Annotated in this window: 26 protein-coding genes; 11 read left to right on the forward strand and 15 right to left on the reverse strand. The window is 71.3% G+C overall.

All coding sequences use genetic code 11. The features are described 5' to 3' along the window. Window positions 1-14 precede the first annotated feature (14 nt). Window positions 15-887: a mycothiol conjugate amidase Mca gene (gene mca / locus IFT73_RS13900; RefSeq protein WP_192168123.1), complete on the reverse strand. Its 873-nt coding sequence runs from the start codon at window positions 885-887 to the stop codon at window positions 15-17. Window positions 888-1,012: 125 nt separating this feature from the next. Between mca and IFT73_RS13905 the strand changes: the two genes are divergently transcribed. Together IFT73_RS13905 and greA are read left to right on the forward strand one after the other, a co-directional pair. After that, on the forward strand, window positions 1,013-1,390 hold the full coding sequence (locus tag IFT73_RS13905) for a DUF4307 domain-containing protein (RefSeq protein ID WP_162248865.1): 378 nt from the start codon (window positions 1,013-1,015) through the stop codon (window positions 1,388-1,390). Window positions 1,391-1,454: 64 nt separating this feature from the next. Further along, window positions 1,455-1,958, forward strand: coding sequence for a transcription elongation factor GreA (greA, locus tag IFT73_RS13910; protein WP_056610754.1), 504 nt, complete (start codon window positions 1,455-1,457; stop codon window positions 1,956-1,958). A gap of 7 nt (window positions 1,959-1,965) precedes the next feature. Here greA and ilvA read toward each other — a convergent pair whose 3' ends face one another. Continuing rightward, a complete protein-coding gene (gene ilvA / locus IFT73_RS13915; protein WP_235502038.1) occupies window positions 1,966-3,156 on the reverse strand; it encodes a threonine ammonia-lyase in 1,191 nt (396 codons plus the stop codon). A 71-nt stretch (window positions 3,157-3,227) separates the two neighbouring features. Here ilvA and IFT73_RS13920 point away from each other — a divergent pair, with 71 nt between their 5' ends. Then, window positions 3,228-3,674 carry a MarR family winged helix-turn-helix transcriptional regulator gene (locus tag IFT73_RS13920; protein WP_192168124.1) on the forward strand — a complete coding sequence of 149 codons (447 nt, stop codon included), beginning with the start codon at window positions 3,228-3,230 and terminating at the stop codon, window positions 3,672-3,674. A gap of 23 nt (window positions 3,675-3,697) precedes the next feature. Here IFT73_RS13920 and IFT73_RS13925 read toward each other — a convergent pair whose 3' ends face one another. Together IFT73_RS13925 and IFT73_RS13930 are read right to left on the reverse strand one after the other, a co-directional pair. After that, entirely contained in the window at window positions 3,698-4,027 is a 330-nt protein-coding gene (locus tag IFT73_RS13925; protein ID WP_197984181.1) for an MmcQ/YjbR family DNA-binding protein, read from the reverse strand. A 4-nt stretch (window positions 4,028-4,031) separates the two neighbouring features. Then, complete coding sequence (locus tag IFT73_RS13930) at window positions 4,032-5,132, reverse strand: AI-2E family transporter (RefSeq protein ID WP_192168125.1); 1,101 nt, start codon at window positions 5,130-5,132, stop codon at window positions 4,032-4,034. 73 nt (window positions 5,133-5,205) lie between these two features. Here IFT73_RS13930 and IFT73_RS13935 point away from each other — a divergent pair, with 73 nt between their 5' ends. Continuing rightward, window positions 5,206-5,976, forward strand: coding sequence for an ankyrin repeat domain-containing protein (locus IFT73_RS13935; RefSeq protein ID WP_197984182.1), 771 nt, complete (start codon window positions 5,206-5,208; stop codon window positions 5,974-5,976). Between the two features lie 37 nt (window positions 5,977-6,013). After that, a complete protein-coding gene (gene msrA, locus IFT73_RS13940; protein ID WP_192168126.1) occupies window positions 6,014-6,649 on the forward strand; it encodes a peptide-methionine (S)-S-oxide reductase MsrA in 636 nt (211 codons plus the stop codon). Between the two features lie 129 nt (window positions 6,650-6,778). Here the strand turns inward: msrA and IFT73_RS13945 are convergent, their stop codons facing one another. Next, on the reverse strand, window positions 6,779-7,576 hold the full coding sequence (locus IFT73_RS13945) for an SDR family oxidoreductase (RefSeq protein WP_192168127.1): 798 nt from the start codon (window positions 7,574-7,576) through the stop codon (window positions 6,779-6,781). Window positions 7,577-7,637: 61 nt separating this feature from the next. Beyond that, complete coding sequence (locus IFT73_RS13950) at window positions 7,638-8,000, reverse strand: winged helix-turn-helix transcriptional regulator (RefSeq protein WP_371811278.1); 363 nt, start codon at window positions 7,998-8,000, stop codon at window positions 7,638-7,640. Window positions 8,001-8,126: 126 nt separating this feature from the next. Here IFT73_RS13950 and IFT73_RS13955 point away from each other — a divergent pair, with 126 nt between their 5' ends. Together IFT73_RS13955 and IFT73_RS13960 are read left to right on the forward strand one after the other, a co-directional pair. Beyond that, window positions 8,127-8,978: an SDR family oxidoreductase gene (locus tag IFT73_RS13955; RefSeq protein WP_192168129.1), complete on the forward strand. Its 852-nt coding sequence runs from the start codon at window positions 8,127-8,129 to the stop codon at window positions 8,976-8,978. Between the two features lie 57 nt (window positions 8,979-9,035). Continuing rightward, a complete protein-coding gene (locus IFT73_RS13960; protein ID WP_192168130.1) occupies window positions 9,036-9,467 on the forward strand; it encodes a VOC family protein in 432 nt (143 codons plus the stop codon). Here the strand turns inward: IFT73_RS13960 and IFT73_RS13965 are convergent. The 4 genes from IFT73_RS13965 to IFT73_RS13980 form a co-directional block, all read right to left on the reverse strand. Next, the gene (locus IFT73_RS13965; protein ID WP_192168131.1) at window positions 9,410-10,894 is read right to left on the reverse strand and encodes a cytochrome P450; all 1,485 of its coding nucleotides are present in this window, start codon (window positions 10,892-10,894) and stop codon (window positions 9,410-9,412) included. The genes IFT73_RS13960 and IFT73_RS13965 overlap by 58 nt on opposite strands. 29 nt (window positions 10,895-10,923) lie before the next feature. Continuing rightward, window positions 10,924-11,742, reverse strand: a complete 819-nt coding sequence (locus tag IFT73_RS13970; RefSeq protein ID WP_192168132.1) for an SDR family oxidoreductase — start codon at window positions 11,740-11,742, stop codon at window positions 10,924-10,926. A 61-nt stretch (window positions 11,743-11,803) separates the two neighbouring features. After that, complete coding sequence (locus IFT73_RS13975) at window positions 11,804-12,703, reverse strand: pirin family protein (protein WP_192168133.1); 900 nt, start codon at window positions 12,701-12,703, stop codon at window positions 11,804-11,806. Continuing rightward, a complete protein-coding gene (locus IFT73_RS13980; RefSeq protein ID WP_192168134.1) occupies window positions 12,700-13,398 on the reverse strand; it encodes a tyrosine-protein phosphatase in 699 nt (232 codons plus the stop codon). Before IFT73_RS13980 ends, IFT73_RS13975 begins: the two co-directional genes overlap by 4 nt. An 86-nt stretch (window positions 13,399-13,484) precedes the next feature. Between IFT73_RS13980 and IFT73_RS13985 the strand changes: the two genes are divergently transcribed. Further along, window positions 13,485-14,429 carry an SGNH/GDSL hydrolase family protein gene (locus tag IFT73_RS13985; RefSeq protein ID WP_056610711.1) on the forward strand — a complete coding sequence of 315 codons (945 nt, stop codon included), beginning with the start codon at window positions 13,485-13,487 and terminating at the stop codon, window positions 14,427-14,429. An 84-nt stretch (window positions 14,430-14,513) separates the two neighbouring features. Here the strand turns inward: IFT73_RS13985 and IFT73_RS13990 are convergent, their stop codons facing one another. After that, window positions 14,514-15,347, reverse strand: coding sequence for a Bax inhibitor-1/YccA family protein (locus IFT73_RS13990; RefSeq protein ID WP_192168135.1), 834 nt, complete (start codon window positions 15,345-15,347; stop codon window positions 14,514-14,516). A gap of 124 nt (window positions 15,348-15,471) precedes the next feature. Then, complete coding sequence (locus IFT73_RS13995) at window positions 15,472-15,990, reverse strand: DinB family protein (RefSeq protein WP_192168136.1); 519 nt, start codon at window positions 15,988-15,990, stop codon at window positions 15,472-15,474. A gap of 18 nt (window positions 15,991-16,008) precedes the next feature. Between IFT73_RS13995 and trmB the strand changes: the two genes are divergently transcribed. Beyond that, complete coding sequence (gene trmB, locus IFT73_RS14000; protein WP_192168137.1) at window positions 16,009-16,722, forward strand: tRNA (guanosine(46)-N7)-methyltransferase TrmB; 714 nt, start codon at window positions 16,009-16,011, stop codon at window positions 16,720-16,722. Window positions 16,723-16,763: 41 nt separating this feature from the next. Then, entirely contained in the window at window positions 16,764-17,150 is a 387-nt protein-coding gene (locus tag IFT73_RS14005) for a hypothetical protein (protein ID WP_192168138.1), read from the forward strand. Between the two features lie 74 nt (window positions 17,151-17,224). Here the strand turns inward: IFT73_RS14005 and IFT73_RS14010 are convergent, their stop codons facing one another. The 3 genes from IFT73_RS14010 to IFT73_RS14020 all read right to left on the reverse strand — a co-directional run bounded on the left by IFT73_RS14010 (window position 17,225) and on the right by IFT73_RS14020 (window position 19,337). Then, entirely contained in the window at window positions 17,225-17,713 is a 489-nt protein-coding gene (locus tag IFT73_RS14010) for a hypothetical protein (RefSeq protein ID WP_192168139.1), read from the reverse strand. Window positions 17,714-17,859: 146 nt separating this feature from the next. Next, a complete protein-coding gene (locus IFT73_RS14015) occupies window positions 17,860-18,315 on the reverse strand; it encodes a GNAT family N-acetyltransferase (RefSeq protein ID WP_192168140.1) in 456 nt (151 codons plus the stop codon). A gap of 41 nt (window positions 18,316-18,356) precedes the next feature. Further along, the gene (locus IFT73_RS14020; RefSeq protein ID WP_192168141.1) at window positions 18,357-19,337 is read right to left on the reverse strand and encodes an aldo/keto reductase; all 981 of its coding nucleotides are present in this window, start codon (window positions 19,335-19,337) and stop codon (window positions 18,357-18,359) included. Between the two features lie 96 nt (window positions 19,338-19,433). On the opposite strand from IFT73_RS14020, the gene IFT73_RS18665 reads away from it, so the two are divergent. Further along, complete coding sequence (locus tag IFT73_RS18665) at window positions 19,434-19,958, forward strand: hypothetical protein (protein ID WP_056610689.1); 525 nt, start codon at window positions 19,434-19,436, stop codon at window positions 19,956-19,958. The last annotated feature ends 2 nt before the right edge of the window (window positions 19,959-19,960 follow it).

Below are 19,960 nucleotides of genomic sequence, written 5' to 3' on the forward strand. Positions count from 1 at the left end.
TGCTCGCCGCGCGCTCAGCGCAGCCCGGCGAACAGGTCCGTCTCGGGCAGGGACGTCTCGACCTTCGCGTCGACGAGCTGGTAGTCCTCGCTCGGCCACGCCTCGGCCTGGATGTCGCGCGGGATGGAGAAGAACCAGCCGTCGGGGTCGATCTGCGTCGCGTGGGCCAGCAGGGCGGCGTCGCGGACCTCGAAGTACTCGGCGCACTCGACCTGCGTCGTCATGCGCGCCTCGTCCTCGGGCTTGCGCTCCCAGTCCTTGAACCGCTCGGCGTAGGGGTTCTCGAGACCGTGCTCCTCGCACGCCTTCGCGATGGCCTCCATCTTCGCGTAGCTCCAGCCCAGGTGGTAGTAGAGCTTCGAGACCTGCCACGGCTCGCCGGCGTCCGGGTAGCGCGTCGGGTCGGCGGCGGCCTCGTAGGCCTCGACGCTGACCAGGTGGCACATGATGTGGTCGGGGTGCGGGTACCCGCCGTTCTCGTCGTACGTCGTCAGCACGTGCGGCTTGAACGACCGGATGAGGCGCACGAGGGGCTCGGCGGCCTCCTCGACCGAGACCAGGCCGAAGCAGCCCTCCGGCAGCGGCGGCTTGGGGTCGCCCTCGGGCCAGCCCGAGTCGACGAATCCGAGCCAGTCCTGCGTGACGCCGAGGATCTCGCGGGCGCGGTCCATCTCCTCGCGGCGGATCTCGGTGATCAGCTCGGGGTCGTCCTCGATGCCCGGGTGCTGGAACTGCGGGTTCAGGATCGACCCGCGCTCGCCGCCCGTGCAGGTCACGACGTGGACGTCGACCCCCTCGGCGACGTACTTCGCGGTCGATGCCGCGCCCTTGCTCGACTCGTCGTCGGGGTGGGCGTGCACGTGCATGAGGCGGAGCTTCTCGGCCACGGTTCTCCTTCTAGGGCGTGCGCAAATCCTTGCACCTGTCCGAACACCGGGTCGCGCCCGGGTGTTCCGCGCGCTCCGAGAGGCCGTCAGGGTGCGAGTGGGTGCCGCCTGAGACACTGGTGGACGTGACCGACCTCAGCTCCCGCTACGGATCCCGCCAGCGTCCTCGTTGGTTCTGGCCTGCGATCGCGGCCGTCGGCATCACACTGGGCATCGCCTTCGCCGCGTGGGTCGGCTTCCAGAAGGATCCCGTCACGGGGCGCCTGTGGGGGTACGAGGTCGTCAGCGACTCCAAGGTCGAGGTCAAGCTCGACGTCATCCGCCCCGACCCCCTGGCCGTCACGTGCTCGGTCTACTCGCAGGCCGAGGACCACTCGATCGTCGGCGAGAAGACCGTCGACATCCCGGCGTCCGACCGCGAGAAGGTCCGCGTGCTGATCGACATCGAGACCGAGCGCAGAGGCGTCAACGGCGTCCTGAGAACGTGTGTGCCCACTGATTGAGTGCTAGCCTTGCAAGTTCACCCCGGGCTGTTTCCCGGGGTGCCGCACGTAAAGGAGAGCTCACATGACTCAGCCCACAGAGACCGACACCATCTGGGTGACCCAGGAGGCGTACGACCGTCTGCAGCAGGAGCTCGAGCACCTGAAGGGTGACGTCTGGACCGACATCACCACCAAGATCGCCGCGGCCCGCGACGAGGGCGACCTCAAGGAGAACGGCGGCTACCACGCCGCCCGCGAGGAGCAGGGCAAGACCAAGGCCCGCATCGACCAGCTCGAGAGCATGCTGCGGCGTGCCGAGGTGGGCGACAAGCCCGCCGACGACGGCACGGTCGAGGCCGGCATGATCGTCACGATCCGCTTCGAGGGCGACACCGACACCGAGGAGTTCCTCCTCGGCTCGCGCGAGCTGCTGAGCATGGACTCCAACGTCGAGATCGACGTCTACTCCCCCACGTCGCCGCTCGGCGCGGCGATCGTCGGCAAGAAGGTCGGCGACTCCGCCGCCTACGAGACGCCCAACGGCAAGAGCCTGACGGTCGAGATCGTCGCCGCCAAGCCCTTCTGACCCCGGCTCAGAGCAGCTGGTAGCCCAGCTGCGTCAGCTGGGTGATGACGTCGGCGCGGTCCTGCGGGCCGCGCGTCGCGACCCGGATGTCGACGTCGACCTGCCGCACCGGCAGCGACTCCGACGCCCGGTCGTGGTTGACGTCGAGCACGTTGACCTGCATCGCGGCGAGGTCGCCCAGCAGCCGCATGAGCTCGCCGGGGCGGTCGGAGATGCGCGCCCTGAAGCTCAGGAACCGGCCCGCCGCGACGAGGCCGTGACGGATGACGTCGAGCAGCACCAGGGCGTCGATGTTGCCTCCCGACAGCACCGCCACGACGGGCCCCTCGAACTCGGTGGGACGGTCGAGGACCGCGGCGACCGCTGCCGTCCCGGCCGGCTCGACGAGCATCTTGGCCCGCTCCAGCAGGTGGACCAGCGCGGTGCTCATGGCGTCCTCGCTGACGGTGATGACCTCGTCGAGGTGCTCGTCGATGATCCCGAACGGGATGTCGCCGGGCTGCGCGACGGCGATGCCGTCGGCCATCGTGACGCCCATCGTCGCGGTGACGGGGTGGCCGGCCGAGATCGACGCGGGGTAGGCGGCGGCGTCCTCGGCCTGCACGCCGATGATCCGCAGGTCGGGGCGCTCGGTGCGCAGCAGCGCGACGCCCGCGGCCAGGCCGCCGCCCCCCAGGGGCACGAGGATCGTCCGCACGTCGGGGCACTGCTCCAGCACCTCGAGGCCGAGCGTGCCCTGCCCCGCGACGATGTCCTCGTGGTCGAACGGGTGGATCAGGACGGCCCCGGTACGCTCGGCGAACTCGCGGGCAGGCACGAGCGCCTCGGTGACGCCCGATCCGTGGAAGCGCACCTCGGCGCCGTAGCCCTCGGTCGCGGCCACCTTGGGCAGCGCCGCACCGACCGGCATGAAGATCGTGGCCTTCGCGCCCAGCAGCGAAGCGGCCAGCGCGACGCCCTGGGCGTGGTTGCCGGCGCTCGCCGCGACGACACCCCGGGCCCGCTCCTCCGGCGTCAGCCGCGCGATGCGGACGTAGGCGCCGCGGATCTTGAACGACCCCGTGCGCTGCAGGTTCTCGGCCTTCAGGAAGACGTCCTGGCCGGTTCTCGAGCTCAACCAGCGCGAGTGGGCCATCGGGGTGATCTCGGTGACGCCGTCGAGCAGCCCGCGGGCGGCTCTCACATCGCTCAGGTGCACCACGTCAACGTAACGCGTGACCTCGCCGACACCCACTTGGTTGCGTGGCGCAACTGATATATGCTTGCGTCATGCAACGAGTGATGGCGACACCCACCGAGGCGCTCTCCGCCGAGGACGCCGTGCTGCGATTCGTGATGGCGATGGGCCGACGTTTCCGTGCGCGCATCGACGGCGACACGGTCGATCCGTCGCAGGCGGCGATCCTCTACACCCTGTCGTGCCGCGGATCGATGCGTCTGGGCGACCTCGCCGAGTCGATGCGGCTCGACGCGTCGACCGTGAGCCGTCACGTGCAGCAGCTCGGCGACCACGGCCTCGTGCGCCGCGACCCCGATCCGGCGGACGGCCGGGCCAGCATCGTCGACGTCACCGACGACGGCCGCGCCGCGCTGGCCCTGACGTTCGACCAGCGCCGCGCCTTCGTCACCGACGCGATGTCGGCCTGGAACGACGACGACCGCGAGCGCCTCCGCGACGACATCCAGCGGCTGACCGCCGACCTCGGCGACGTCTGACCGGGCCTGTCGCCGCACCGCCCTCAGGGACGGTCGCGCGCCGGCAGCCTGTCGACGACCAGGTCGTACGAGTCCTCGACGAGCTCCTCGAGCAGACCCGGCGGCAGCGTGCCGTCGAGCTGCACGGTGACCCAGTGCTTCTTGTTCATGTGGTACCCGCGGCTGACGGCCTCGTAGGTCTCGACCAGCCCCGTGACGTCCTGCGGCTCGGCCTTGAGGTTGATGCTCGGACCACGATCGACGCCGGTCAGCGCGAAGATGCGTCCGCCGACCTTGTAGACCGCGGTGTCCTCGCCGAACGGGAAGGTCAGCGTCGCGCCGGGCATCGCGGCGCACAGGGCGTGGACGTCCACGGCGTCACGCCGGCTCGGGCTCGAGCCCGACGTCGTCCTCGGGGTCGTCCTGGTAGTCCTGCGCCACCGACACGAGGTGCTTCACGACGCCGTTGAGGCAGGCCGCCAGCGGCACCGCGATCAGGGCGCCGACGACGCCCGCCACCGTGACGCCGGCCGCGATCGCGATGATGATCGCGAGCGGGTGGACCGCGACGAGGCGACCCATCAGGAACGGCTGCAGCACGTGCGACTCGAGCTGCTGGATGGCCACCACGACGAGCAGCATGAACAGCGCCGTCCAGGGCCCTTGCGCCACGAGGGCCACGAGCACCGCGACCATGCCCGACAGCAGCGCGCCGATGATCGGGACGAAGGCACCGAGGAAGACCAGCACGCCGATCGCGAACGTCAGGGGCACGCCGAGCAGGTAGGCACCCAGCGCGATGCCGACGGCGTCGGTGAAGGCCACGATGACGGTCGCGCGCACGAAGGCGACCAGCGACGTCCACGCGGTGTGGCCCGACGAGTCGATGCGGTCGCGGGCCGACCGCGGGAACAGCGCGACGACCCAGCTCCAGATCCGATCGCCCTCGTACAGGAAGAAGAACGCCGAGAACAGGGCGATGAAGAAGCCCGCCAGCACGTGCGTCAGGGTCGAGCCGAGCTCGCCGACCCGTGTCACGACCGATGTGTCGCTCGACGCGATCGACTCCCTGGCGGTGTCGATGTAGCCCTGGATCTGGTTGTCGGTGAGGTTCAGCGGACCGGTCTTGGCCCAGTCCTGCACCTGCGAGATGCCCTCCACGACGTTGGACCGCAGCTCGCTGACCTGCGTCGACAGCTGCTGGCCGACCAGCGCCAGCGCCCCGAAGAACGCCACGAGCATCGCGATGACGACGATGAACGTGGCCAGGACGCGCGGCAGGCCCTTGTCGTCGAGCCAGTTGACGGCGTTGACCGTCAGGGCCGTGCCGAGCAGGGCGACCGCGACGGGCACCGTGATCTCGGAGAAGAAACGCAGCAGGAACAGCCCGACGCCGCCCGCAGCGGCGATCACCAGCAGCCGCCATGCCCATGCCGTCGCGATCTCGACGCCGGGCGGGACCTGATATCTCTCGCTCACTGGGCCACACTCCTCGTCGGACACAGTAACCGCAGAGGAACGCTCGGCGCTCACCGAGAGTTGTCATGGTGTGATGCCGTTCCGACCCGCGACCGTCCCGCTCCTGCTCGCTGCCGCCCTGATGGCGTCGTGCACGTCCACCGCCCCCTCGCCGGACGACGCCGACCCGGCAGCCGCTCCCCCGCCGTCCGCCACGCCCGCGGCCGAGCCGACGCCCGAGCCCAACCCGTACGCGGAGCGCTCCGCGGAGTTCCGCGGGCGGCAGCTGCTGCTCGCGGCACGCAGCGGCGACGCCGACAAGATCGCCCTGCTCGTCGAGGCGGGTGTCGACCTCGAGACCCGCGACGACCGCGAACGGACGGCCCTGCTGCTGGCCGTGACCGACGACCACGTCGACGCCGCACGGGCCCTCGTCGCGGCGGGTGCCGACCCGGACGCCCTCGACGACCGGCACGACACACCGTGGCTCGTCACCGGGGTGACCGGCAGCGTCGCGATGGCCCGGGTGCTGCTCGCCGCAGATCCCGACCTGACGATCCGCAACCGCTTCGGCGGCATCTCCCACATCCCGGCCAGCGAGCGGGGGCACGCCGACTACGTCGCCTTCGTGCTCGACGCGACCGCCATCACCGTCGACCACGTCAACGACCTCGGCTGGACGGCTCTGCTGGAGGCGGTGATCCTGGGGAAGGGAACAGAACCGTGGCAGCGGATTGTTGAATCACTCGTGGAGCACGGCGCCGACGTGTCGATCGCCGACCGCGACGGGGTCACCGCCCTGCAGCACGCTCGGCGGCTCGGGTTCACCCAGATCGCCGACATCCTCGACCGGGCTCCAGCCTGACCACTCCCACCACCACCGTCACGAGAGGCGGAACACCATGATCTTCGGACGCAGCAAGTCAGAGCTCCCCACCCCCGAGTCGGCCCTGCCCGGCCGCGAGGGACGCCAGTTCCAGGTCGGCGGCCAGCACCTCGTGCTCGGCACGCCCGTCGAGACGCAGGTCCCGGACGGCTACCAGTCGGCCGTGTTCGGCCTCGGCTGCTTCTGGGGCGAGGAGAAGACGTTCTGGGAGGTCCCCGGCGTCTGGTCGACGTCCGTGGGCTACGCCGGCGGACAGACCCCGAACCCGACGTACGACGAGGTGTGCTCCGGTCGCACGGGCCACGCCGAGGTCGTCCGCGTCATCTGGGACCCGGCCAAGCTGACGTTCCACGACCTGCTCAAGACGTTCTGGGAGAACCACGACCCCACGCAGGGCATGCGTCAGGGCAACGACCGCGGCACGCAGTACCGCTCGGTCATCCTGACCACGACCCCCGAGCAGCAGGCCGAGGCCGAGGCGTCGCGCGACGCCTACCAGCTGAAGATGACCGAGGCCGGCTACGGCGAGATCACGACGTCGATCCTGCCCCTCGAGCGCTACTACTACGCCGAGGACTACCACCAGCAGTACCTCGTCAAGAACCCGTTCGGCTACTGCCCGCTGCACGCGACGGGCGTCGCCTACGCCTGATCGACCGATCCTGATGCGTCGTGACCGGCATGCGGTGGCGATGCATCACGGCAGGTGAGCAACGACTCGATGGCCCCTCCTGATGGAGGGGCCATCGTCGTGCGGCACCTGCGACGACCGCGGGGTCGTCTAGCGCTTGTCGCGCTGCTGCTCGACCATCGACGCGGCGACCCGGTCGGCGCCGCCCGCACGCTGGAGGGCGGCCGACAGCGTCGGGAAGACGCCGCCGATCGCGGTGCCGATGCGCAGCTCGACCGGTGCGACCACCACCTCGGCGCGATCCTTGACGATGGCGCGCACGACCTGCCGGGCGACCTGCTCGGGGCTGACGGTGCGCACGCCCGGCGGCAGCGTGGCGCCCGACTCGGCGAACATCCCCGCCTCGCGGACGAAGCCCGGCTCGACGATCGACAGCCCGACGCCGTGCGGCGCGAGGTCCTGGCGGAACCCCAGCGAGAACCCGCGCAGAGCGAACTTGGTGGCGTTGTACATCGCGGCGTTGCCGGTGGCGACCTTGCCGGCGACCGAGCCGATCATCACGATGTGCCCCCGCCCCCGGTCGACCATGCCGGCCGCGGTGTCGCGGGCCATCAGCATCGGCGCCTCGACGTTGACCGCGAGGTTGCGACGGATCTGCTCGTGCGTGTACTCCAGCAATGCGCCCGAACCGGGCAGGGCGGCGTTGGCGACCAGCACGTCGAGGTCACCGGCCTCGGCCAGCAGCCGCCGGACGTCGTCGAGATCGGCCAGGTCGGCGACCACGACGCGCGCACCCAGCTCGGCGGCCAAGGGGTCGAGGACGTCCCGCCGACGCCCGCTCAGCACCAGCGCGCACCCCTGCGCGGCCAGCGCCCTGGCGATCGCCTGACCGATGCCACCCGTCGCGCCCGTGACGAGCGCGCGGGCGCCCTGCAGCTCGAACCCCATGCTGATCCTCTCGACGTCCGGACCGCCAGCGTAGGGCGGATCGGGAGCCGGGGCCGGTCACCTAGGCGGAGTCGGCGACCTTCAGCACCTCGGGCATGACGTCGTAGACCGCCAGCACCAGCACGCGGACCGCCTGCGCCACGGTCTGGCCGGACGGCGTCAGCGCGTAGTCGACGTGCAGCGGCGCGGTCGACTGCACACGGCGGTCGACGAGCCCGTCGCTCTCGAGCGACTTCAGCGTCTGCGACAGCATCTTCTCGCTGATCCCGCCGATCGTGCGTCGCAGCTCGCCGAACCGAGCCGGCTCGGACGACAGCGCGGCCAGCGTCAGCGACCCCCACTTGCTCGTGACGTGCTCGAGCACGGCTCGAGACGGGCAGGCCCCCGCCATCACGTCGAACGGACGGTCGTCACTGTCGGCCACGGCACCTCCTAGGGATGTGACCATGCTATCACTTCGTAAGCACTAACGACTAGTTGGTACTTACGAAAAGTGAGCGTATGCTCGACCACGGCTCGCGGACCGACCGCCCGCCGGAAAGGACCTCCCATGACCATCGCCGTCACCGCCGCCACCGGCCAGCTGGGCACGCTCGTCGTCGACTCCCTGCTGACCCGGGTCCCCGCCGCCGAGATCGTCGCCGTCGTGCGCGACGTCGCCAAGGCCCAGCCGCTCGCCGACCGGGGCGTCACGGTCCGCGTCGCCTCGTACGACGACCCGGCAGCCCTCGTCGCGGCCCTCGAGGGCGTCGACAAGGTCCTGCTGATCTCGGGCAACGAGTTCGGCCAGCGCCTCGCGCAGCACCGCAACGTCATCGACGCCGCCGCGGCCCAGGGCGTCTCGCTGCTGGCGTACACGAGCGCACCCGCCGTCGACACGTCGACGCTGCCCGTGGCCCCCGAGCACCTCCAGACCGAGCAGTACCTCGCGACGTCCGACCTCGACGTCGTCCTGCTGCGCAACGGTTGGTACCACGAGAACTACCTCTCCAGCGTCGACGCGGCGCGCCACACCGGCGCCGTGCTGACGAGCGCCGGCGAGGGCAAGGTGTCGAGCGCGGCCCGCGCCGACTTCGCCGAGGCCGCCGCCGTCGTGCTGACGACCGACCAGCCGCTCGAGCCCGTCTACGAGCTCGGCGGCGACGTGGCGTGGTCGCAGGCCGATCTCGCCTCGACGCTCAGCGACGTGCTCGGCACCCCGGTCACGGTGAACGAGGTCTCGCCCGAGGAGCAGGCCGCGGCCCTCGCCGCCGCCGGCGTCCCGCCGATGTGGGTCGACTTCACGGTCGCGACCGACGCCTCCATCGCCCGGGGCGAGCTCGAGGTCGCCGGCAACGACCTCAGCACCCTGATCGGACGTCCGACGACCCCGCTCGCCGACTCGCTGCGCGCCGCGGTCTGACCCGCGAACGACGCGGCGGGGCCTGACACCGTCGGTCCCCGCCGCTAGCGTCGGGTCATGGAGCAACGCATCAGCCTCATCACCCTCGGCGTCGCCGACCTCGCCCGTGCCCGCCACTTCTACGAGGACGGCCTCGGGTGGGTCAAGGGCAATGACGAGGACGAGGTCGCGTTCTACCAGCTGAGCAACGGCCTGGTGCTGGCGATCTGGTCACGCGCCGAGCTCGCCGCCGACGCCCGCGCGACCGACACCGGTGCGACCTTCAGCGGCATCAGCATCGCTTTCAACACCCGCTCGCACGACGAGGTCGACGACGTGCTCGCCGCCGCCGCGACCGCCGGGGGCGTCGTCACCAAGCCGGCCGAGGAGCAGCCGTGGGGCGGCTACTCGGGCTACTTCGCCGATCCCGACGGGCACCCGTGGGAGGTCGCCTACAACCCCGGGTGGTCGATCGACGACACAGGGCACGTGCGGCTCTCGGCCGGCTGAGCCGGCTCGCCGACGTCCGCCGCGGACGACGACGGCGTCCGCAGCGTGAGCCCCAGGCGGAATCCCTCGGGCATGAGGGTCAGCCGCTCGGTGATCGACAGCTCGTACGCGGGGTCGTACGTCAGCTCGTACCGGTGCAGCATGCGGGCCAGCACCAGGATCGCCTCGTGCAGCGCGAACTGGCGCCCGATGCACGACCGCTCCCCCGTGCCGAACGGCTTGTACGTCTGCGTCGGACGACCGCGGGAGTTCTCGGGCAGGAAGCGGTCGGGGTCGAACTCGTCGGCCGTCTCGCCCCACACCGACGGATCGCGGTGCACCGCGGGCAGCAGCACGAGGGCCCAGTCCTGCGGACGCATGACGTGACCCGACGCGAGGGTCGTCGTCTCGCGGGGGCTCCGCGCGTACGCCGGCGCGGTGGGCCACAGCCGCAGTCCCTCATCGAGCACCCGCCGCAGGAACCGGAACTTGGCCACCTGCCCGAACGTCGGCTCGACGTCGCGGTCGGGGCCGAGGATGCGGTCGACCTCCTCGTGCGCGCGGGCCAGCAGGTCGGCGTCGCGCGAGAGGTAGTACAGCGCGAACGACAGAGCCCCCGACGTGGTCTCGTGACCGGCGACCAGGAACGTCAGGATCTGGTGGCGGATGTTGACGTCGTCGAGCCGCGCCCCCGTCTCGGGGTGCGGCGTGTGCAGCATGATGCCGAGCAGGTCGCGGTCGTCGACGTCGGGCGAGGCCCGGCGGGTCGCGATGATGTCGTCGAGCAGGCGGTCGACGTACTCCTGGTGGTGGGCGTTGCGGCGGTCGATGCGCTTGGCCATGAGGCCCGCCCCCGGCATGGAGTTCAGCGTGCCCTTGCGCTGTCCCGCCCGCAGGGCCGCGATCATGGCCGGGATGAACGGGTGCGGCTCGTCGCGGGTGAAGGAGCCGAAGTCCTGGCTGAAGGCCGTGCGGCTGATGGTCTCCATCGTCAGCTTCGTCATGTCGGCCGAGACGTCGACGGGCTCGGTGGCGATGTCCCAGTGGTCGAACAGCTCCTGCGCCGCCGCGAGCATCACGGGGTGGTACCGCTGCATCGAGTCGCGCGTGAACGCCGGCCGCAGCAGGTCGTGCGCCAGCGCCCAGTCGGTCTCGTCGTTGTAGGCGGTGAAGAGGCCGGCACCCGCGAACTCGCGCAGCGCCACCAGGGCCGGCGAGAGGGCCTTCTCGAATCGGCTCTCGTCGGCCAGCTCGGCCGCGAGCTCGGCACCCGTGACGATGACGAACTTCTGGTCGAAGATCTTGAGCTCGAAGATCGGGCCGAGACCCTTCGACCGCTCCAGCGAGCTCTGCAGCGGCTTGCGAGGGTCGGCACCCAGCACGTCGCCGACCAGGGGCCGCCGTCCGGGCGGGTGCGGGAAGCTCTGGCCGTCCCAGTCGTTGCGCATGATCCGCCCCCGTCCCTCGCCGCTCCGGCCTAGAGCCCGCCGCGCTTGCCGGCCGCCGCCACGATCCGCTGGTAGCCCGAGCCCGTGACGCGCACCAGCGCGTCGAGGGCCTTGGCGTCCGGGCCGATCAGCACCCGCGCCCGGTTCTTCTCGACGCCCGCGAGGATGACCTCGGCGGCCCGCTCGGGGGTCGTGCGCGCCAGCTTGTCGAACGACGAGGCCAGCTTGTCGTGGTCGAGGCCCTCGACCTGCTCGCTGTTGCGGGCGATGTTGGTCTTGATGCCGCCGGGGTGCACGCAGGTCACCTTGACGGGACGACGGTCGTTGATCATCTCCTGGCGCAGCGCCTCGGTGAAGCCCCGCACCGCGAACTTCGCGGCGTTGTAGGCGCTCTGCTTCGGCACGGCGAACAGGCCGAAGATGCTGGAGATGTTGACGACGTGCCCGTCGCCCGAGGCGATGAGGTGGGGCAGGAAGGCCTTGGTGCCGCTGACGACGCCCCAGAAGTCGACGTCCATCACGCGGTCGATGTCCTTGAACGACATCTGCTCGATGCTGCCGGTGAACGCGATGCCCGCGTTGTTGAACACCAGGTGCACGACCCCGAAGTGCTGCGCGACGGTGTCGGCGTACTCGAGGACGAGCTCGCGCTGCGAGACGTCGAGGGTGTCGGACCGCACCTCGGCGCCGGCGGCCGCGACCATCGCCTCGGTCTCGGACAGGCCCGCGACGTCGACGTCGCTGATGGCCAGCCGCGCACCACGCCGTGCCAGCTCGACGGCCAGCGCTCGTCCGATGCCCGATGCCGCGCCGGTGACGACGGCGACCTTGCCGGTGAAGTGGGTCATGTCGAGCCTCTCGATCTCACATACCAACGGTATCTGAGATCGACGGTACCAGACCGGGGCGTCAGCCGACAGAGCGTCGACGAGGCGTCAGGCGCACCTCGGGCAGCGGCGGCGCCGGGATGACCTTGTCGCCGTGCCCGTCGACGTGGCCGAAGCGCTCGGCCGCGGCCTGCCAGTCGTCGCGTGCCAGCACGATGTCGTCGTGCGAGCGTCCGATGAAGTTCCACCACATGACGAGCTCCTCGTCGAACGGCTCGCCGCCGATCAGCAGGAGCGTCGTGGCGGCGGGCACCTGCACGCCGACCTGCGAGCGCCCGGGTGCGAGGTAGCGCAGCTCGCGGTGGGCGACCTCGACACCGTCGACGACGACCGGCCCGTCGACGGCCAGGACGGCGTGCTCGAAGTCGGGACGCAGCGGGATCGTGGACGCCCCGGGCCCGACCGACAGCTCGGCGCCGACGATCGGCGTGTGGGTCGTCGCGGGTGACGTGGCGCCGTCGAGCTCGCCCAGGAGCACGGTCGCCCTCCAGCCGTCGCCCTCGGCGACCGGCAGGTCGGGGTGGTGCTCGAAACCTGCTGGGCCGTCGAGCGCCCCGGACGGCAGCGCCACCCACAGCTGGATGCCGTGCATCGGCGCATCGGGGTCGCCGACCGAGAACTCCGAGTGCGAGACGCCGTCGCCGGACGTCATCAGGTTCAGTTCGCCGGGCCTGAGCACGACGTCGCTGCCGAGGCTGTCGCGGTGCCGGATCTCGCCCGCGAGGGGCCACGTGACGGTCTGCAGGCCCGTGTGCGGGTGCGGCAGCACCGCCATGGGGTGGCTGGTGGGTCCGAAGTGGTCGACGAAGCACCACGCCCCCACCGTCGGGAAGCCCTTCTGCGGCAGCGTGCGGTGCACCGTGAGGCCGCGCAGGCCCCCGAGGGGCACCTCCCGGGCCCCGAGCGTCAGGTCGTGGGTCATGCCAGGAGCGTACGACGCAGCTGGTCGAGCGAGGCCGACGATCCGCCCACCTCGACGAACCAGCCCTCGACCCCGGCCGGGTGCTCGTCCCACACGTCGAGGACCGCGTCGATCGCCTCGGGCGACACGTGCGCGAAGCCCGGCGGGTAGGTGTGGCCCGGCGCCGCCGAGGCGGGGGCGGACGTCGGCGGCCGCAGGCGGCGGTCGATCTCGACGAGCGCGTGCTCGGTGAGCCGGTAGTCGTGCAGCACCTCGTCGCGCGGGACGCCCACGAGGCGCAGCAGCAGCGCGACGGCGATGCCGGTGCGGTCCTTGCCGGCCGCGCAGTGGATCAGCACCGTGCCGGTCTCGCGCGACACCTCGTCGACCAGGCGGACGAGCTCGTGCGCGGCGTCGTCGAGCACGATGCGGTAGAGCATCGACAGGCTCTCGGCAGGAGCGACACCGGGGCGCAGCGCCGCCAGCAGCGGCACGTTGACGACGCGCGAGCCGGCCGCCTCGAGGGGGTGACCCGCCCGGGACTCGCTGGGCGACCTGAGGTCGATCACGAGCGCCGGCGGCCAGTCGTGCCCGTCGGGGCCGTGGTCGTCGGCGTGGGGCACGGCGCTGCGCAGGACGCGGCCCGTCGCGACGGTGCGCCCGTCGGTCGTGGGACGGCCGCCGATGTCGCGGAGGTTGGGCGTCAGATCGGGCACGCGGCCACTCTAGGGGCGGGGAGAGACATCTCACGTCGGGACGTCCCGAGTCGATCGCGCCGTCCGCCGCATCGTAAAATCGGTTTATGGTCCGTCCCCGTCGAGCAGCCACGACTGCACTCATCGGCAGCGGAGCCACCATCACCGGTTTCTACGGGTTCCTGATCGGCGAGGCCGTGCTCGCCCGCCGCGCGATCGGCACGACCGACGAGCGTCCGCCGCTGCCCGACGGCACCTACGGCGACGACCTGCCGGGCCAGACCATCCGACTGCTCGTGATCGGCGACTCGGCCGCGGTGGGCTACGGCATGACGACCGCCGAGGCGACGCCGTCGGCGATGCTGGGCATCGGTCTCGCGCACGTCATGGACGCACCCGTCGAGGTGCGATGCCGCGCCGTCGTGGGCGCGCAGACGTCCGAGCTGATGCAGCAGATCGCCGAGGTCGACGGCTGGCAGCCGCACGTCGCGGTCATCGTCGTCGGCACCAACGACGTGACGCACCAGGTGCCGCCCAGCACGTCGGCCCGCCAGCTCGGCGACGTCGTGCGGCACCTCGTGGCGGCCGACTGCGAGGTCGTGGTGGGCACGACCCCCGACCTCGGCTCGGTGCGACCCATCATGCAGCCGCTGCGCTCGGTGGCCCGTCGCTGGAGCCGCAACCTGGCCCGCAAGCAGACCGTCGCCGTCGTCGGCGCGGGCGGGCGGGCCGTGTCGCTGGGAGACCTGCTCGGCAACCTGTTCACCGAGAACCGCGACATCATGTTCGGTCTCGACCGCTTCCACCCGTCCGAGACGGGCTACGCCAACATGGTCTCGGTCATGGTGCCGGCCGTTGCCGCGTCGCTGCGCGAGCGCGCCCGCACCCTGGCGTACGCGGGCTACGCCTCGACCGAGCGTCCGCGCGACCTGATGTCGGTGCGCGAGGCCGCCGCCGAGGCCGCCGAGAACGCGGGCACCCAGGTCGTCCAGGACGGTGCCGCCCAGGGCGGCCGCTGGGCCACCGTGCTGCGCCGCCGCCGCGCCGGCTGACCCCTCCCCGACCCGGCCGGGCGACGGGAAAGACCGATGGCCGGCCCCCGAGGGGACCGGCCATCGTCAGACGTTCAGCTGCGCTCAGTCGCCACGCAGGATCGCGAGGATGCGCAGGATCTCGATGTAGATCCAGACCAGCGTGACGGTCAGGCCGAAGGCCACCCGCCAGGACTCGCGCTCCGGCAGGCCGGCCTGGATGCCCTTCTCGGCGTAGTCGAAGTCGAGGATCAGGCAGAAGGTCGCGTAGACCACCAGCGCGCAGGAGACCAGCAGGCCGAGGGTGTTGAACCCGCGGAGGCCACCCGACTCGAAGACGCCGGTCAGGCTCAGCACCATGTTGATCAGCAGCACGCCGACGATCGCGAAGCCCGAGATCATCATGACCTTGCGGAACTTGTCGGTCACCTGGATGTTGAAGAACTTGTACGCGGCCAGGGTGCCGGCGAAGGCGACGACCGTGCCGAGGACCGCCTGGAAGACGATCGAGGTCTCGCCGACGTACGCCGCGATGACCTTCGAGAAGGCGCCGATGAAGACGCCCTCGAACACCGCGTAGGCGAGCACCAGCGCCGGGCTGACGACCTTCTTGAACGAGTTGACCATCGCCAGGACGAAGCCGATGAGCGCACCGGCCATCGCGAACGTCGCGGCCTTGCCCATCACGGCCTCGCCGGTCGTCGGGTCGATGACGTCGCCGATCGCGAACCACGTGACGGCCGCGGCGACGACGAGCAGACCCAGCGTCATCGCGGTCTTCTCGACGACCGAGTCGATCGTCATGCGGCCGGTGCCGGGCTGGGTGTGCGTGGGCGAGCCGTTGAGGTCGACCTGCCACTGGGACGGGTCGTTGGCGATCGCGCCGCCGCGGCCGTTGAACTCGGCGCTGCGGGCGAAGACAGGGTTGCTGCTCTTCATGTTTCCCTCCGTGGGATGGCTCCGAAGATGGAGTCGTTGGTCCTACCCTATCCAACGCTTCCGACAGCCTGTTTGATCCCGGAATTGTCGTTGGGTGTTGCAACCTCTTCGGGCGCCGCGGACCTCAGCCGTGGACGTCGTGGAGGTGGTGGACGACGTCGTGCAGGAAGTACGTCGACAGCGTCGCGACCGTGAAGACCGAGCCGTTGCCGCGCCGCCCCGTGCGGCTCCACGCGTCGTCCGGCACGGCCGCGAACGTCTCGGCGACGGCACGCCCCGCGACGTCGAGCTGCGAGGCCACCTCGGACGGCAGCTGCACGGCGTAGTCGTCCTGGATCGCCGTGACGTCCTGGTCCCAGTTCTCGAACTCGGGGTCGTCGCCGTCGAGCATCAGCCGCACCCGGCGGTCGAACACGACGAACACGTCACGCACGTGGCACGCGTACTCCAGCGGCGACCAGGTGGCCGGTGCGGGACGCTCGCGCGCCTCGACGCGCCCCAGCACGTGGCGCCACCGGGGCAGCACGTCGAGCACCCGGTCGGCCACCGCCGTCGGGTCGACCTGCGCGGCGTCGAAGCCGCACGCGGGGCAGGGCCGCTCGAGCACCCACGTCCAGTCCTTGGTGTCAGGCTCGATGTCCACGCGTCTACGCTAGCGCGCGTGGAACCCGCCCCCTATCGCACCGAGCCCGTCTCGTTCACCCGCCGCGGCGGACGCCTGTCCGAGCGGCAGCAGGCCGCGTGGGACGCGCTCGCGACGACCTACGTGGCCGAGGCGCCCGACAACGGACCGACGACGTCGATCGACCCGTCGTACGTGCTCGACACGGCTGCCCTGTTCGGCCGCGAGGCCCCGCTCGTCGTCGAGATCGGGACGGGCCGCGGCGAGGCGATCGTCCACGCCGCCCACGAGCACCCCGACCAGAACTTCCTCGGCCTCGAGGTCTACGTGCCCGGCGTCGCGCAGACGCTCGTGACGATGCGCCACCGCGGGGTCGAGAACGTCCGGCTCATGATCGTCAACGCCGCCGAGGCGCTCGGCACGATGCTGCCGCCGGCCTCGGTGAACGAGCTGCGGGTCTGGTTCCCCGATCCGTGGCACAAGAAGCGGCACAACAAGCGCCGGCTCGTCACGCCGTCGTTCGCCGCCCTCGCGGCCCGGGTCGTCGAGCCCGGCGGCACGTGGCGTCTCGCGACCGACTGGCAGGAGTACGCCGACCAGATGCGGGACGTGCTGGCGGGCAGCCCCGACTTCGAGTTCAGCGGCACCTGGGCGCCGCGGTTCGAGGGGCGTCCGATGACCCGGTTCGAGCACAAGGGGCTGCAGGTCGACCGCGACATCCGCGACCTCGAGGCCGTCCGCCGACCCCTCTGAGCATCGACCGGGGCGTCGTCTCGACCCCCTAGGATGTGGCCATGAGCACCGACGTGACGAACGCCGAGAAGCTGCGCATCTCCGACGGATTCGTGGTGTGGGTCATCGGGACGACGGTCGAGGAGACCTCGCTGCTCGATCCGATGCCCGAGGGCGCCGAGATGATCGAGACCCGCGACGAGGAGGAGCCCGAGCAGGTCGACGCCGCGATCCTGTTCGCCGACGAGCGCACGCAGTTGGCCGACAGCTTCGACGAGGTGCTGCCGCAGCTGGGCTCGATCCCCGTCGTCTGGGTCGCGTTCCCCGTCCACGACGACCAGATCGGCGAGGACGCGATCCAGGAGCTCGTGGCCGACTACGGCTGGTACGCCGTCGAGTCGATCCTGCTCGACGACTCCTTCGCCGCCCTGCGCATCGAGCAGGAGTAGGGCAGCGCCGCGCAGACGCAGTCGTGCCCGACCACCTCTGGGCATCAGAGGCAGCCGGGGACGACGGGTGCGTGTCAGGCCGCTGCGCAACCGGCGGGTCGGACCGACGGGTCCTTGACCTGCGGGTTGTACAGGCGCAGGGTCAGCCAGTCGTCGTTGTCGAACCGGCGCACCTGGAACTCGGTGTAGCAGCGGAAGGCGTCCGTCACGCCGATCATGCTGGCACCGCCGGAGCTGCCGTCGGCCCACTCCGTGACCCGCGAGGTCCCGTCCGGGGTCGCGTAGACGATCCGGGCGCGGGCCATGCAGCTGGCGTAGGACGAGTCCACCGTGACCTGGACGTTCGTGGGGTTGGGGTAGGGCCCGCCCTGGAGGGTCGTGCGGACGTTCGCACCACCGCAGCGGTCGGTGGAGACCTCTGCGCCGTTGTTGTCCTGGAAGTGGATGGTGTCGCCGGCCTTGGTGCCGCCGACGACGTCGGCCTGGGCGGGTGAGCCGATCGCGACGGCTGCCGCGACGGTCATCGTGGCGGCCGTGACGGCGAGCCTGGTGGGGAGACGCATGTCGATGGATCCCTTCGAGAGAGGACTTGCTGACCCCTCCACACCACTACGACAGGGTGTCTGCCGTCCACCCCTGGACCCGCTCTGGTGCCATGGTTGGGCCAGCCTTCGACGGCTCTTCACCCGATGTTCACGGGCGGAGCGACTCAGGGCTCGCGCCGGAACCGGCTGATCCACACACCGGGCGGCACCTGCTCGTCGCCCGCGTGGTCGAAGCCGTGGGCGGCGTACAGCGCGGTGGCCGGGGCGTTGTCGCGTCCCGTCGCCACCTCGACCGTCCGGCCGTCGGCGACGTCCAGCACCCGGCGCAGCAGGGCCGAGCCGATCCCGCGGCGCATGGCCGACGGGGCGACCATGACCTTCGCCAGGTCGACGCGGTGGGTGCCGGACGTCCACGCAGCCGCGCCGACGAGGTCGACGCCGTCCCACGCCGTGAGCCACCGCCCACGCCAGGCGGCGAGCGCGTGCTCGTCCTCCTGCAGCGGCGGCAGCCGGTCGTCGCCGATCAGGTCCGCCTCGACGGCGTAGGCCTCGCGCTGCAGCGAGAGCAGTGCCGCGACGACGTACGGGTCGGCCGCGGGGTCGGGCGCGGAGAGGATCATCGACGTCCCTCCTCCCGGCCCGGTGCCCCGCAGCCTAGCGCCTACCAGCGCGGGTGGATCGACGATCGCAGCAGACGGTCGTAGACGTCGTGGAGGCCGGCATCGAAGCCGTCCGGCAGGACGACCGCGGCCGCGGCCGCGTTGCCCCGCGCCTGCTCGACGTTGCGCGCGCCGGGGATCGCGGCCGTGACGCCGTCCTGCGCGAGGATCCACGCGATGGCCGCCTCGGCGGGCCGGACGCCGTCGGGCACGAGCCCGCCGAACTCGCGCGCCGCCCGGACGCCGGTCTCGAAGTCGACGCCCGAGAACGTCTCGCCGACGTCGAACGCCTCGCCCGAGCGGTTGTAGGTGCGGTGGTCGTCGTCGGCGAACGTCGTCTGCTCGGTGTAGCGGCCCGACAGCAGGCCCGATGCCAGCGGCACGCGGGCGATGATGCCGACGCCCGCCTCGCGCGCGGCCGGCAGCACCTCGTCGAGCGGCTTGAGCCGGAACGCGTTGAGGATGATCTGGACGCTGGCGACGTTCGGGCGGGCGATCGCGGTCAGCGCCTCGTCGACGGTCTCGACGCTGACGCCGTAGGCGGCCATGACCTTCTCGTCGACCAGCGTGTCGAGGTCGTCGAAGACGCGGTCGTCGGAGAAGACGGCGGTCGGCGGGCAGTGCAGCTGCACGAGGTCGAGCGTGTCGACGCCCAGGTTGCCGCGCGACCGGTCGGTCCACGTGCGGAAGTTGTCCATCGTGAAGTGCACGGGGTCCTGCTCGGCGCGGCGGCCCATCTTGGTCGCGACGAAGACGTCGAGCTCGGGGCGGCTGCGCAGGTACTCGCCGATGATCTGCTCGCTGCGCCCGTCGCCGTACACGTCGGCGGTGTCGAAGAACGTCACGCCCTCGTCGACCGCGGCGTCGAGCACGGCGGCGGCGTCCTCCTTCGTGACGTCGCCCCAGTCGGCGCCGAGCTGCCAGGTGCCGAGGCCGACCACCGAGACGTCCCGTCCTGTGCGTCCGAGCGTGCGTGCCTGCATGGTGGTGCTCCTTCGAGATGGGGTGGAGCAACCACCCTAGGCAGTCGGGGCCCGACGTGCAGGTCGCCGTCGGGAGCCCCCGTCTAGGGTCGGGACATGAACCCCACGGCGGCCGAGGTCACAGCCCTCCTGCCCGGCGACGACGTCGTCCCCGACGCGAACGTCGTGATGGACCGGGCGTTCGGGCTCGACGCGCCACCCGAGCAGGTGTGGCCGTGGTTCGTCCAGCTGGGCAAGCAGCGGGCGGGCTGGTACCTGCCGCGCTGGGTCGAGCGCTTCGTGCCGCCCGACCGTCGCGCCTACCGGCGCATCGAGCCGGGCCTGCAGGACCTCGCCGTCGGTGACGTCATCGCCGACTGGGGCGGTCCCGACGCGACGTTCGAGGTCGCGGTGCTCGAGCCGCCGTCGACGCTCGTGCACGTCAGCACCCGCGGCAGCGTGCGGCTGTCGTGGGCGATCCGGGTGACGGCCGACGGTCCGGGCACCTCGCGCGTCCACCTGCGGCTGCGCCTCGGCGGGGTGCGTCGCGAGCGGCTCGCGCGGGTCGGCGGCGGGTTCGTCGACTGGCTGACCCTCGTCGGCCTCGCCGCCGGGCTGCGCGAGCGCGTCCGTCAGACCTGACG

This window comes from Aeromicrobium sp. CFBP 8757 (genome assembly GCF_014841755.1).
Taxonomy (GTDB): Bacteria; Actinomycetota; Actinomycetes; order Propionibacteriales; family Nocardioidaceae; genus Aeromicrobium.

What these genes read in the sequence shown, in the direction of transcription:
- greA (WP_056610754.1), top strand. Translation starts at nt 1,455, where the DNA reads ATGACTCAGCCCACAGAGACCGACACCATCTGGGTGACCCAGGAGGCG.
- IFT73_RS13920 (WP_192168124.1), top strand. Translation starts at nt 3,228, where the DNA reads ATGCAACGAGTGATGGCGACACCCACCGAGGCGCTCTCCGCCGAGGAC.
- IFT73_RS13935 (WP_197984182.1), top strand. Translation starts at nt 5,206, where the DNA reads ATGCCGTTCCGACCCGCGACCGTCCCGCTCCTGCTCGCTGCCGCCCTG.
- msrA (WP_192168126.1), top strand. Translation starts at nt 6,014, where the DNA reads ATGATCTTCGGACGCAGCAAGTCAGAGCTCCCCACCCCCGAGTCGGCC.
- IFT73_RS13945 (WP_192168127.1), bottom strand. Translation starts at nt 7,576, where the DNA reads ATGGGGTTCGAGCTGCAGGGCGCCCGCGCGCTCGTCACGGGCGCGACG.
- IFT73_RS13955 (WP_192168129.1), top strand. Translation starts at nt 8,127, where the DNA reads ATGACCATCGCCGTCACCGCCGCCACCGGCCAGCTGGGCACGCTCGTC.
- IFT73_RS13960 (WP_192168130.1), top strand. Translation starts at nt 9,036, where the DNA reads ATGGAGCAACGCATCAGCCTCATCACCCTCGGCGTCGCCGACCTCGCC.
- IFT73_RS13965 (WP_192168131.1), bottom strand. Translation starts at nt 10,894, where the DNA reads ATGCGCAACGACTGGGACGGCCAGAGCTTCCCGCACCCGCCCGGACGG.
- IFT73_RS13970 (WP_192168132.1), bottom strand. Translation starts at nt 11,742, where the DNA reads ATGACCCACTTCACCGGCAAGGTCGCCGTCGTCACCGGCGCGGCATCG.
- IFT73_RS13975 (WP_192168133.1), bottom strand. Translation starts at nt 12,703, where the DNA reads ATGACCCACGACCTGACGCTCGGGGCCCGGGAGGTGCCCCTCGGGGGC.
- IFT73_RS13985 (WP_056610711.1), top strand. Translation starts at nt 13,485, where the DNA reads ATGGTCCGTCCCCGTCGAGCAGCCACGACTGCACTCATCGGCAGCGGA.
- IFT73_RS13990 (WP_192168135.1), bottom strand. Translation starts at nt 15,347, where the DNA reads ATGAAGAGCAGCAACCCTGTCTTCGCCCGCAGCGCCGAGTTCAACGGC.
- IFT73_RS14005 (WP_192168138.1), top strand. Translation starts at nt 16,764, where the DNA reads ATGAGCACCGACGTGACGAACGCCGAGAAGCTGCGCATCTCCGACGGA.
- IFT73_RS14010 (WP_192168139.1), bottom strand. Translation starts at nt 17,713, where the DNA reads ATGCGTCTCCCCACCAGGCTCGCCGTCACGGCCGCCACGATGACCGTC.
- IFT73_RS14015 (WP_192168140.1), bottom strand. Translation starts at nt 18,315, where the DNA reads ATGATCCTCTCCGCGCCCGACCCCGCGGCCGACCCGTACGTCGTCGCG.
- IFT73_RS14020 (WP_192168141.1), bottom strand. Translation starts at nt 19,337, where the DNA reads ATGCAGGCACGCACGCTCGGACGCACAGGACGGGACGTCTCGGTGGTC.
- IFT73_RS18665 (WP_056610689.1), top strand. Translation starts at nt 19,434, where the DNA reads ATGAACCCCACGGCGGCCGAGGTCACAGCCCTCCTGCCCGGCGACGAC.